We start from the raw sequence: 14433 nt of genomic DNA on the forward strand, positions 1-14433 counted from the left end.
CCGTTGATGCCGGTTCCTTTAACTTAACAGAAGGTGCTAGTCTTACTGCCTCAACATTCGGAGAAGGAAATGCTGGGAGTGTGACGGTGAAAGCCAAAGATACTGTTTCCCTTACAGATGCTAATATTTTCAGCAGGGTGCAAGCAGGTGGTGTGGGTAATGGGGGAAATATTACCGTTGATGCCGGTTCCTTCAACTTAACAGAAGGTGCTGAACTTACTGCCTCAACATTCGGAGAAGGAAAAGCGGGGAGTGTGACGGTAAAAGCCAAAGATACTGTTTCCCTTACAGATGCTAATATCTTCAGCACGGTGCAAGCAGGTGGTGTGGGTGATGGGGGAAATATTACCGTTGATGCCGGTTCCTTTAACTTAACAGAAGGTGCTAGTCTTACTGCCTCAACATTCGGAGAAGGAAATGCTGGGAGTGTGACGGTGAAAGCCAAAGATACTGTTTCCCTTACAGATGCTAATATTTTCAGCAGGGTGCAAGCAGGTGGTGTGGGTAATGGGGGAAATATTACCGTTGATGCCGGTTCCTTCAACTTAACAGAAGGTGCTGAACTTACTGCCTCAACATTCGGAAAAGGAAAAGCGGGGAGTGTGACGGTAACAGCTAATGATACTGTTTCCCTTACAGATGCTAATATTTTCAGCACGGTGCAAGCAGGTGGTGTGGGTGATGAGGGAAATATTGAGATTAATGCTGCTAACCTGACACTACGAGATAGCGCTCAATTACAAACTATTACTCGTGGTGCATCTGGTAGTCAAGGTTTCCCCTATCGTCCCGGTGATGCAGTACCTTCTGTCTACTCTACCGTTGGAGTGCAGTCTGTAACAAATAGTATATCTGAAAAGCCGCGTCGTCGCTGGAAAATTGGAGACCCCATTGTTGAACCATCAGGGGTTTATCGTTTGGAAAATGGGCAACGTATACTTAGTCGGGAGTGTAGCAGGTGAATATAATTCGTAATTCGTAATTAGGGTTCCCCATAAATAAAATAATGGTGCTTCAACATTGCCGCCCCGTCAGGGGCATCCACGGATAAATCCGGGGGCTACCCTCTAAGAGGGTGTTTTGAATGTTTAATTTATTTTTACCTGGCGACTAGAAGTCGCGGCTACACAAACGAAACCCGTCTGCACGGGTTTCAAATTAGTCCACGCAGGTGGACTTTGTTTGTGTAGTCGCGGTTTAAACCGCCGGATATCGGTAGACTTTGTTCATGTAGTCGCGGTTTAAACCGCCGGATATCGGTAGACTTTGTTCATGTAGTCGCGGTTTAAACCGCCGGATATCGGTAGACTTTGGGCATCCCTTCACGGAGTTTACCCTTGAACGAAGTGAAGGGTTCGAGGGCAAGCCTGCCCGCTTTGTCTATCTAATTTAGGCGCTTAACAGCTTAGCTTATGGAAATTTTCAATAAAAATATTACTAGGATTTTTGAGTGTCAGCGTCACATCAATAGAATCGGGTTTTGCTCAAAGCAATATTGTTCCGGATAACACTTTAGCTATTAAATGCGAAGCTAACGTTCCTCGCTGCGGACAAGGATGTAAATATTTTCGCCTAAGTACTTAACTATCATTAATGGACGATCCAACAAATATACTAATTTACCGAACTTTTTTCCATTGAAACTATATTTAGCATCACTTAACCTGATTAATGTAGCTGATTAATTTACTCTAATTTCGTCCGAATGTAGTTAAACAAAACAATAATTCCCAACGCCTAATAAAAAGTTTTGATGATGAAAAACAATACCACAGATAGAAGTAAATTATCTCCCTTGCAACGTGCTGCTATCGCTTTAAAAGAAATGCGTATCAAGCTTGATGCGGCGGAAAACTCGAAAACTGAACCAATCGCTATTGTTGGTATGAGTTGCAGGTTTCCCGGAGGAGCCAATTCTCCCGCACAATTTTGGCAACTATTACGCGATGGGGTGGATGCAATTACAGAAGTTCCTCAAGATAGATGGAATATTGATGAATATTATAGTTCCAATCTGAATCTTTCCGGTAAAATGTATACCCGTAATGGCGGGTTTATTGAAAATGTAGACCAATTTGACCCCCATTTCTTTGGGATTTCTGCGAAAGAAGCTGCGAGTATGGACCCCCAACAGCGTCTGTTGCTTGAAGCTGCTTGGGAAGCTTTGGAATATGGGGGACAATCTCCACAACAACTACACGGTTCTCAAACCGGGGTGTTTATGGGATTGTTTATGGATGATTATTCCCGATTTAATCTTTATTCTGGCGACCATAACCGTATTGATGGTTACAGCAGTTTAGGTAATGCCCGCAGTGTGGCGGTGGGTCGGATAGCTCATTTTTTAGGTTTACAAGGACCTGTGATGCAGCTCGATACCGCTTGTTCTTCTGCTTTATTAGCGGTGCATTTAGCTAGTCAAAGTCTGCGTTCTGGGGAATGTAACATGGCTTTAGCTGGTGGGGTTAATCTCATTTTATCTCCAGAGGCTTCCATCGGTTTAAGTAAAATGCGAGCATTGGCTCCCGACGGACGCTGTAAAACCTTTGATGCTGCTGCTGATGGTTACGGTAGGGGTGAAGGTTGCGGGATTGTTGTTCTCAAACGATTGTCGGATGCAATTGCCAACGGCGATCGCATCTTGGCTATGGTTCGGGGTTCTGCTGTTAATCATGATGGTGCTAGCAGCGGTTTAACTGTTCCCAACGGATTGGCTCAGGAAGCCTTAATTAAGGAAGCGTTGAAAAATGCTCGCGTAGAACCCCATCAAGTTAGTTATGTAGAAACTCACGGAACCGGAACTGCTTTGGGAGATCCAATTGAAGTCAGAGCTTTAGGTTCGGTTTTCTGCGAAAATCGTTCTTTGGAATCACCTTTGTATATTGGTTCGGTAAAAACTCAAGTTGGTCATTTAGAATCTGCTGCTGGGGTTGCAAGTTTAATCAAGGTAATCCTGGCTTTGCAAAACAAGGAGATTCCCGGTAATTTACATTTAAAGCAACCCAGTTCTCACATTGCTTGGGATAAACTTCCGGTTAAGGTTCCCACCGCTCCTACAAAATGGGATTGTGAAGCAAAAAGATTGGCTGGTGTAAGTTCTTTTGGAATTAGCGGTACCAACGTTCATTTAATTGTAGAAGAAGCACCACAAGTAGAATCTTTACAGTCGGATATTGAACGTCCCCTACATTTATTATGTTTATCAGCGAAAACAGAACCAGCCCTGGTTGCTCTTACCCAAGATTATCAAACATTCTTAAAATCCCATCCAGGATTATCTCTCACAGATATTTGTTTTACAGCCAATACAGGGCGATCGCACTTGAAACACCGATTGGCTATAGTTGCTGAATCGACAACGGTTTTGGGCGAAAAATTACGGGTTTTATCCCTCAGTGATTCTACTAATAAATTAATTAAAGGAGTAGCAGAAAACAACCAGAATAAAATCGTCTTTCTATTTACGGGACAAGGTTCTCAGTATGTGGGAATGGCTCGTCAACTTTACGAAACTCAACCGACTTTCCGTAAAACATTAGATAGATGCGACGAGATTTTACGTCCTTATCTGCAACAACCTTTATTATCGGTACTTTATCCAGAATCTAACGCCCTAGAGTTATTGCACGAAACTGCTTATACTCAACCGGCACTGTTCGCTATAGAATACGCTTTAGCAGAGTTGTGGAAATCCTGGGGTATTGTTCCGGATGCAGTTATGGGTCATAGTGTTGGTGAATATGTCGCTGCTTGTGTCGCTGGAGTATTTAGTTTAGAAGATGGATTAAAATTAATTGCGGAACGGGGAAGGCTTATTCAGTCACTACCGCAAGATGGGATGATGGCTGTGGTTTTTGCTCCAGAAGCTCAGATAACACCTCTATTACAACCTCATGCGGATAAAGTATCTATTGCTTGCGTTAACGGAGCTAATAATGTTGTAATTTCTGGAGTTACAGAAACCGTTAACAAAATACTCGAACAATTAAAATCCCAGGGAATCAACGCTCAAGCTTTACAAGTTTCTCACGCTTTCCATTCTCCATTAATGACAACCATACTCGATGAATTCGAGCAAGCCGCAAGTGGAGTAGAATTTAAAAAACCGCGCATTCCTTTTGTTTCCAATGTCACCGGAGAAGTATTAGAAGCGGGAGAGATACCAGATGCTGTTTACTGGAGAAAGCATCTGCGAGGTACGGTAAAATTTTTGGCGGGAATGGAAACTTTAGATAAGCGGAGATATGATATCTTTTTGGAAGTAGGACCGAGTTCCACGCTGTTAGGAATGGGTAAAAAATGTTTACCAGAAAATACCGCGACTTGGTTATCTTCTTTAAAAAAAGGTAATGATGATTGGACGCAATTACTCGCGACAGTAGGTGAATTATACGTCCGAGGAACAACAATCGATTGGTTGGCTTTTGACCAAGATTATCAGCGTCAACGGGTTGTATTACCAACTTATCCGTTTCAGCGTCAAAGATATTGGGTTGATAAACCACAAGTTAATTTCTCACCCACTAACTCACAACTCACAAATCCAGAATGGTTTTATAATTGGCAGTGGAATCGGGAAAGCTTGGGCGAACCGACAAAAACAACAACGGGAGCGATTCTATTTTTCCAGAATAATAATTTGGGAGAAAGATTTTACGAGCAGTTTAGCAGTAAATATACGGCATATTTTATTACTCCCGGTGAAATTTTTACCAAGCAAGGAGATAGACAGTTTACTATTAATCCCGCAGCTTCTCAAGATTACGCAAAACTGATTGAAATTATTAAAGCTGATGGTTTTAATCTATTAACAGTTGTTCATCTGTGGAATTACAATCAAAAGCAGGTTTCGGTAGAAGAATTACTACTTGAAGATAATACTTTAAATCAAAGCTTTTGGAGCCTCCAGTGGTTAACACAAGCTTTGAATCAACAATATCCCAACCATAAACTGAATCTACTATTGGTAACTCAAGGTGCTTACGTTACATCTGCATCCGATAGCTTACAAAACGTACATCAATCAATGACTGGTACTTTGATTCGGGTTTTAGCAGAGGAAAATCCTGAGATTCAAACCAAAGTAGTAGACGTAACTCCAGAGACTTTACCCCAAGAACTTGCCGATATTATCTACCAAGAAATCCCCATAGAAGCGACAGGGGAAGGTATTGTTGCTATCCGCAATCAACAAAGATTTACTCGCAGTTTAGAAAGAATTAAGCTACCTACAAATAATCATCAAGTTTCCCTATCCCAAGGTGATACTTGGTTAATTACAGGTGGTACTAGTGGTGTGGGAACGGAAATTGCCTTAGTTTTGGCTGCTCAAGCAAAGATTAATTTGGTGCTGACGGGAAGAAAACCTCTACCACCGAAAGAAGAATGGGAATCTGGTAATCTTGCTGCTGGAACCATCAAACGCATCCAAACAATTCAACAATTAGAAAGTTTGGGAGCAACGGTAATGTACCAAGCTGTGGATGTGACTGATAGTTTGGCTATGGAAGATTTAGTCAAAACCATTAAATCACGCTTTGGTAATTTAGATGGTGTGATTCATGCAGCAGGTGTTGCTGACAATACCACATTTAAACTGTTGCAAAAGTCAGATCAGATAATTTCTCAAGTATTAGCACCCAAGGTTCAAGGGACTATTATCTTAGATCAAGTAACCCGTAACGAACCATTAAAATATTTTGTGGTCTTATCTTCAGTTTCCGCTTCTAAAGCCGAATGGGGAACTGGTATGGCTGATTATGCTGCTGCAAATACTTTCCTGGATAATTATGTAGTTTACCGCAATCAATCTGGTGCTTCGGGACGTTCCTTAGCTCTCAATTACTCTTTGTGGAGCAATCGAGGAATGGGTGCTTTGATGGGTGATTCAACTTTATTGATGGTTAAATCAAAAGGTCTTAATCCCTTGGAACCCGAACCAGCAGCGAATGCTTTTATTACTGCTTTGGGTTTGAATGGTTCTTCTGTGATTCATATTATTGATTTGATTGAATCAACTATTCCGATTAAGGAACAGAAAACCAAACCAACAAAAACTTTCAATATCCGCGATTTGGTGGGAGAAGTATTAAGTCAACATTTGGCGATTTCTGCTGCGGAAGTGGAAGGGTATCAAACGTTTACGGAGTTGGGTTTGGATTCGGTGGGTACTGTAGAAGTTATACAAAGTCTGGGTAAGGCTTTGGAATTTGAGTTACTTCCTACTTTGATGTTTGAATATCAAACACCAGATGATTTGATCGGTTATCTCGAAGAGATGTTTGGGTATGATTTTGTTGGTGTTTCGGAAGTTGAAGAAGAGGAAATTAACCGCAGAGACGCGGAGAGCGCTGAGGAAAGAGATGTCGAGGAGCAGAAGGTTTTAGAAGATGATCTGAGGGAGGATGATATTGCTATTATCGGTATGGCTTGTAAGATTCCTGGTGCGAATAATTTGCAGGAATACTGGGATTTACTAAGTGAAGGACGTTCTGCTGTTCGTGATGTACCTGAAGATCGATGGTTTAATCAACATTATTTTTCGGAAAATAGTCCTCAATCCACACAAGTTTCTAAACGGGGCTGTTTTGTTGATAATCCCTTTGGTTTCGATCCGATGTATTTTGGTATTTCTCCCAAAGAAGCCGTCGCAATAGACCCCCAACAACGAGTATTCTTGCAATTAGCGATGCAAGCTTTGCAACAAGCTGGTTATGGTGGCAAATATCGGACTAAAAATATCGGGGTATTTGTTGGTTGCGGACAAAATACTTACATAGAACATTTTGGCAATTCTCAGTACTATGAAGCTTTAAGTCAGCGTTTCGGTGATAGTACTTGGTTTGAAAATTTAAACAATGGCGATCGCCAAAATTTACTCGATACTCTTTCCCAGGTATTGCAACCCAGTGAAATCTTACCAGAATCTTCTGCTGGTAATGAAGTCAACGAACTTGCAGCTAGAGTTAGTCACTGTTTGGATTTAAAAGGTCCGAGTATGGCTGTTGTGACTGCTTGTTCTTCTTCTCTGGTAGCTTTGCACATTGCTTGTGAAAGTATCCGTCGTGGTGAAAGTAAAATGGCGATCGTTGGTGGGGTGAATTTCAATCTTAGCCCTAGTCCTTTTACTTTCCTCAGAAAAGCTCAAGCTCTTTCACCGACAGGAACTTGTTATCCTTTTGATAAACGTGCTAACGGTTTACTTTTAGGAGAAGGTGCTGGTGTCTTGATTGTCAAACCTTTGAAACAAGCTGTTTCTGATGGGGATATTATTCATGCTGTAATTAAAGGTTCCGCAATTAATAACGACGGACATTCGCAAGGTATCACCGCTCCTAATCCCAAAGGACAAGCGGAAGCCATTCGTCAAGCATATCTCAACTGTGGTATAAACCCCGAAACTATTTCTTATATCGAAACTCACGGTACGGGTACACTTTTAGGAGACCCGATAGAAGTCGAAGGGATGACTAAGGCATTCAGTAGTTTTACTGAGAAAAAAGGTTTCTGTGGCATCGGTTCAGTTAAATCTTCTATCGGTCATTTACTTTCGGCTTCTGGAATTGTCAGCTTAATAAAAGTGGTACTTGCTATGCAGCATGGTGAAATACCCCAAACCCTTGGTTTCAGCGAACCCAATCCTCATATTAACTTTGATAACACCCCATTTTATGTGGTCGGTGATGGTAGCAAACAATGGGTGAGAAATGGAAATCCTATGCGTGCGGGAATCAACGGATTTGGATTTGGTGGTACTAATTGTCATGTGATTTTGGAAGAATCTCCTTTAACTACAACATCGGTTGTTAAACCAGAGGAAAAAACTGATTCTCCTCAACTCTTATTCTTAACCGCTCGCAATCAAGAAGCATTGCAAAAAGTAGCAGCACAATTACACGAGCATATTATCAAATATCCAGAACAAGGAATTAGCCAAATATGCTTCACTCAAAATAATGCTCAAAAGGAACAAGCATTAAAAGCAGCAATTTTGGTTAAGAATCGTCAAAATCTGCTCGATAACCTAGATGCTATTACCAACAATCAAACAACATCGGAAATACATACAGGTAAAGCCAATCCCCAACGGAAAATCCCAATACATCTAATATTTGATGACAATATTTCTATAACTCCCCAAGAAGTAGAAATATTAAGAACAAACTTTGGGGAATTTAACCGAGCTTGTAGCGATTGCGAACAATATTGGGGTTGTGAAATATCAAATTTAAGTACCAAAGCATATATCTTTGTAGTGCAGTATGCTTGGGGGCGGTGGTTGCAATCTTTAGAGCTTCAACCTACTATTTTATTAGGAGAAAAAACGGGTATCATTGTTGGAGCTTGTTTAACTGGAATACTAACATTAGAACAAGCAATCAAGCTGTTAGATTCGCAAGTAAAACCATCTATTACCCCACAGCAATTAGCATCAACTTGGACTTGTCCCTTAGTTACATCCGAAGGAATCTTTAGACAGCAGCAAAAAATTGATGGAAACCAATTACTCAACTGCATCCAAAATGCTCGCTCTTTGAACGCAGAAAACATCAAACAAGTAATTGGTAAACAAGGAGTATATTTGCACTTAGATAACAACTTATCCTTACAACAGCAAATCACCTCTTTAGATGCTAACGGAACTTGGATAAATCCTGATAAACAGCAATCAATTGCAAACAGTTTATTCACAACTCTAGCAAAAATGTATGTAGCGGGAGTTCAATTTAATAGCAAGAAATTATTCCCAGAAAACCTGCGTCGAGTAGTACTACCCACCTATCCTTTCCAAGAGAAAGACTACAGAGTAGAAGTAGTAACAACTCAAGTTGAACAAGAAACAATTTCCACACTATTACCAATCGAAAAACTACCAAAACTTTCACCAGAACAACGTAATTCAAGTCGTGCGAAATTAGCAGAAGATTTCAATCCTCAACCAAACAACAGCAAACTTTTACCAATCGAAAAACCAACCCCACTTTCAGCAGAACAACGTCAACAAACTTACTTAGCGTTATCTGAAGAATTGGAAAAACTTGGTAAATAACCTCTTGATATAAAGAATGGGGAGCAGGGAGTAGGAAGTAGAGAATAGTAAAGAATTAAGTTCTAAATAAAAAACATCCTCATTCTTTACTACCAATCAATAATTCTTAAACCCCAAATCTCTCCTCCAACCTTCCATGCTCTGCCTTCTCTACGTCTCTGCGGTTTTTTAATCTGTAATCTCGAATCACAAACACACAAGTGTTGATTAGAAACTTCAAAGTAAACCAATTATAAAAATCTCAACAAATCATCATGACTACCACAACTTTACAACAACAAATCTTCTCCGTCGTTTCTCAAATTACTGGACACGATATCGAAGACTTAGAACCAGATATGTATTTAGAAGGGGACTTAGGATTAGATTCTATCAAAATCATGGAATTTCTCAACGGATTAATTCAAATTATCCCGGAATCACAACAATCATTATTTATGGAAGTATTGCCCTTACAAAAATTAATTCAATTACAAACATTAGCAGAAGTTGTCACAGCTACCGAAACTTGTTTATCTACTCAACAACCAAAAACAGAAAAAGTTGAAATTATCCACGGTCAATATTTCCACTTACTAGGTCATTGGGTTGTAAACTCCATCAGTTTATTTTCTACTCTACGTCTACGGGGAGATTTTGATAATAACATTGCTTGGCAAACCTGGAAAGACTTATTAAATCGCCATCCTATGCTACGTTCTCGCTTTATTATCCCTCTTGATGCAACTCGATTCAAAGACTATGAAATTGAAGTTTTGAATAATCCCAATCCCCCAGAAATTCCCGTTACCGATATCAGACATTTAGATAGTAAAGCTCAAGAACAAGCTATTAACGATGAACTACATCGCTGTTTAAATTATGAATGGCAAATCACTCAATTTCCCCTACATCGATTCTTTGTCTTTCGTCTCCAAGATTCCCTTTACCAACTCATTTTAGCCAACGAACATTTAATTTCTGATGCTTTGGGATGTCATACAATATTGCGCGAATTTATGGAAATTTACCGCGCTCATGTTAACAACGAACAACCAAACCTACCCCCAGCTACAACAGTTGCAGAATATCAGCAAATGGTACAATCCATTAATGCTTGGCAAGATACGGAATCAGAAAAAGCCCTTGTAGAATACACCAACCGTCAAGGTACGGATTCTTACTTATGGAATCCTGCAAAGAAAAAGATTACATCGGGTTGCCCCGTATTTCACAACCGTCGCTATGCTCTGAGTCATGCTACCACTGCCGCATTGATTTCTCAAACCCGTGAATGGCGATTACCCCTAAACTCGCTGCTCTTAGCTGCTTTTGTGCGAACAATTGCCAAATTAGAACAGTCCAATCACAAATCTATTCTTCTACAAGTACCTACCAGCGGTCGATTTTATCCAGAAGTAGATGCTACAAACATAGTCAGTAGTTTCGCTCAGAACTTATCCATTGATATTGAATTACCATCCCTCACCGAAGACTGGGAAGTTTTGTTAAATCGAATTCATCAGAAAGTACAGCAGGGAATCGTTAATAATTGCGATCGCACTCAAACTCGTCAAATGGGAATAGCTTTCCGAGATAATATCGTTTTAGAAAATGGTCAAATACCAACTCGGATGTTACCGATGTATCGTCAGGTATTAAAATCTAATTTGTACTGTCCCTTTACCGGACAAACTCAAATTGCAAAGCAATATGGAAATTTAGAAGTCATCGATTATCGGGCTGGTGGAATCAACGCTCCCGGAACCATCGACATTTTACAGGAAATATTCGACGATTGTTTGCAATTCCAAGCCAGTTACGACAGCGATTTCTTCCCTTTGGCAGTTGTAGATCAACTCATGGAAGAATACATCGCTCAAATCGAAGCATTGATTGCGCTCCAAACTCCATCACAACAGGTAAGGAAGCAACTAACACAAACATCAACAGATGGTGATGTTAAATCGACACTCCAAGAAATAGTAGCCCAAGTTAGCCATAATTCCATCAATGAGTGCGATATGGATAAAGATATGGAATCGGAATTGGGTGTTGATTCCTTAGAAATTATCCGTATTATTACTAAGCTAGAAAAAAAATTAGGTAAAGTTAACCGTCAAGCTTTACTTAACTGTAGAACTCTCAGAGAAATGGCTGTGGTTCTGAGCAATCGACAATCTCTATTAGAAAGCCCCAAATCAGTAGAGATGCCTTACTTAGAAATTATCGCACAAGCCCGACGCACCCCCAACGCGATCGCAGTTACCGATGGGGAAGCTCAAATCACTTACCAAGAATTAGATTTACAATCCAACCAAGTTGCTAATTATTTACGTTCTGTGGGAGTTGCTCCGGGTGTATTTGTCGGAATCATGACTCTACGAGGTCCGTTGATGTTTGTGGGAATTTTAGGTATCCTCAAAGCTGGTGGAGCCTACGTTCCCTTAGATCCAATGTATCCCCAAGAAAGAATCAACTACATCCTCGAACACGCCCAAATTAAGATTTTACTTAGCCAAAATAGCTTAACTGAAAAATTAGCAGAATGTTCCCTGCAACAATTATCCTTAGAAACTCTAATGTTCTTAGACAACGGACATAGCACCGAGTATGAGAACAAAATCGCTCAAATAAACAAGCAAACTTGGTCAAATTATTCTGATAGCAAACCAGCTTGCGTCAATACTCCCGACGATTTAATGACAGTATTGTATACCTCCGGTTCCACGGGTAAACCCAAAGGAGTTATGCTCAATCACCGGGGTTACATGAATCGTTTGGTGTGGATGCAGAAAACATTCCAATTACAACCAGGAGACAGAGTAGCACAAAAAACCTCTTGCTGTTTTGATATTTCAGTATGGGAAATCTTCTGGCCCCTGATGTATGGTTCCACAGTTTGCTCAATAGGAACCAAAACAGTCAAAAATCCCTGGTTGCTAGCACAATGGCTGAAAGACAACCGCATCAATATCATGCACTTCGTTCCCTCCTTATTTGGGGAATTCTGTAACGCCTTAGAAGATGAAACCTGGAGTTTTCCCGACTTACGCTGGTTAATCTTTAGCGGTGAAGCATTACCAGTTAACTTTATTCGCAACTGGATTGACAAACATGGGATGAAAACCGGACTTGCCAACTTGTACGGACCTACAGAAGCTTCCATAGACGTAACCGCTCATATTATCTCTCAACGTCCCGGTGAAGATCAAAATAGTATTCCCATCGGTAAAGCAATTGATAACGTCTACGTCAAAATACTCGACGCACAAATGCAGCCAGTAACACCGGGAGAAATTGGAGAATTATGGCTTGGTGGAATACAGCTAGCTAAAGGGTATCTCAAAGATGAAGAACGTACAGCTGCATCATTCTGTCCCAATCCCTTTCCCGAAGAAATTCCGGGTGACTTCATCTACAGAACTGGTGACTTAGCAATCCAATATCCTGATGGAAATATTGATTACCACGGACGCATTGATAATCAAGTAAAAATACGTGGTTTCCGCATTGAATTAGGGGAAATAGAAAGTATTCTCAATACTCACCCATTAGTTAAAGAAGCCGCAGTCTTAGCCATCGATTACGAAAGCGGACAAAAAAGATTAGTTGCTTACTTAGTAGGTAATCAAGCAGACCAGCAAACAATCAAACAATACTTAGCTCAACGAGTACCTGATTACATGATTCCTCAGCGTTGGGAATGGTTGTCGAGTTTGCCCAAAACCCACAATGGTAAACTAGACCGTAAATCTCTCAAAGCTGATAAAAAGGCAGCAGGGAACAGGGAACAGGCAATAGAAGCACAATCGCCCTTAAATCAAAATCTACCTCTAGGTTCCGCACAACGCTGGTTATTAGAATATTTCGAGCCTCCCTATCAATGGAATGGTTATACACGTTTTCTGTTCCATCAACCCTTGGATGCAGAAACTTTCAACCAAGCAGTAAATCTATTAATCGAACGTCATTCTGCTTTACGTACCGTATTCATCTGCGAAAACGAACAATGGACGCAAAAAATACTTACTCCCGAATCAAATCAATGTACTGAATTTTACGATGCCAGCCATTTAACTACAGAACAACGAGATCAAGAAATTTGGGAATTAATTCAACAAATCGGTCAAAAATTCCAACTTAACCAATACCCACTATTAAAAATAATTGTTGTTAAAGTTGATGAATCCTGCTATGACATATCTTTTGTGGGACATCATATGATTGGGGACTTGCTCAGTAATAGAGTCATCTTCCACGAACTATGGACAACTTACACCCAACTTTTGGGAAACCAAAATCCCCAGAATAAACCAGCTACATCCTATGCTGATTATGTCAAAGTACTGCAAGAGCAAGAAGAACAAGGAATATTTGCAACTCATGCAGAATACTGGAAATCGCAATTTCCTTCAGCAGACTATAGTCTAATAATACCCTGGGATTATCAAAAAGGAGCTAATACCGAAGCCACAGCAGCGATAGAAAAATTCGTTTTTAATGCAGCAAAAACCAGCACCTTGTTACGGTCCGCCAAAAAATACTATAGTTGCAGCGTATACACCCTCCTACTGGGGGTACTCTATCGACTAACCGCAGAGTGGAGCCGACAATCTTGGGTAGTAATTAGCCATCGCAGCCACGGTAGAACCATAGACAACCAACAAACATTCTTTAACAGTGTTGGTAACTTTGCGATTAACTTCCCTGTAGGTATCAACATCGAAAATCAAGATAATTGGCAACTAATCCTTGAGCAAATAACAACAAAATTCGACCAACTACCCATGAATGGTGTTACCTTCGACTGGATATCACCACAACTACCCAATCATATCTATCCCGATAATAATCTGACACCAATTAGAGCCAACTACTTAGGAAATCGTACCGCTCCCACATACCAAAACTTCGAGTTTACCGAAACAGACACAGACAAACGCTTATCAGCACCCCAGCAAAAACGTACAACACTAGTCGAATTCTTCTTCTCTTTTACCAATGGACAATTCAATCTAGAAATAGAATACTCGCAGAACTTCCATAACCAAGCAACCATTCGTCAACTTGGCGATCGCTACTTAGAATTATTGCAAAGTATGCTTGCAGCCATATCTTACGCAAACAACGGTAGCACAGTAAATAGATAAATCTGAAGATAACCCTCATGATAGCTTGTATCATGGGGGGTTTATCTATTTTATTAGTAGCAAAAAATACAATCAACTTTAGTAGTAAAAAATTGAATAAATTATGAATTTAAAGCCCCAAAATCTCCGTTCATTGTTGCTTAGTTCATCAACCTAAATTTTTCACTATCAAAAAGTAGTCCTTTACATTATCTTTAATTTGTAACAAAAAGAATCAATAATATTGCTATCTTCAAAACAATCATGATAAAG

The 14433-nt window shown here is 40.2% G+C and carries 3 protein-coding genes and 1 pseudogene; all 4 read left to right on the forward strand.

What is annotated here, in order from left to right; all coding sequences use genetic code 11:
• Nucleotides 1-962 (forward strand): annotated as a pseudogene (locus IQ247_RS19370) (hypothetical protein); the annotation flags it as partial.
• Between the two features lie 484 nt (nt 963-1446).
• Entirely contained in the window at nt 1447-1584 is a 138-nt protein-coding gene (locus tag IQ247_RS19375; RefSeq protein WP_193922744.1) for a hypothetical protein, read from the forward strand.
• A 169-nt stretch (nt 1585-1753) separates the two neighbouring features.
• Nucleotides 1754-9049: a type I polyketide synthase gene (locus tag IQ247_RS19380; protein WP_228059877.1), complete on the forward strand. Its 7296-nt coding sequence runs from the start codon at nt 1754-1756 to the stop codon at nt 9047-9049.
• A 254-nt stretch (nt 9050-9303) separates the two neighbouring features.
• Nucleotides 9304-14181: a non-ribosomal peptide synthetase gene (locus tag IQ247_RS19385; RefSeq protein WP_193922745.1), complete on the forward strand. Its 4878-nt coding sequence runs from the start codon at nt 9304-9306 to the stop codon at nt 14179-14181.
• The last annotated feature ends 252 nt before the right edge of the window (nt 14182-14433 follow it).

The sequence above is a fragment of the Plectonema cf. radiosum LEGE 06105 genome (genome assembly GCF_015207665.1).
Classification (GTDB): Bacteria; Cyanobacteriota; Cyanobacteriia; order Cyanobacteriales; family Nostocaceae; genus Rivularia; species Rivularia radiosa_A.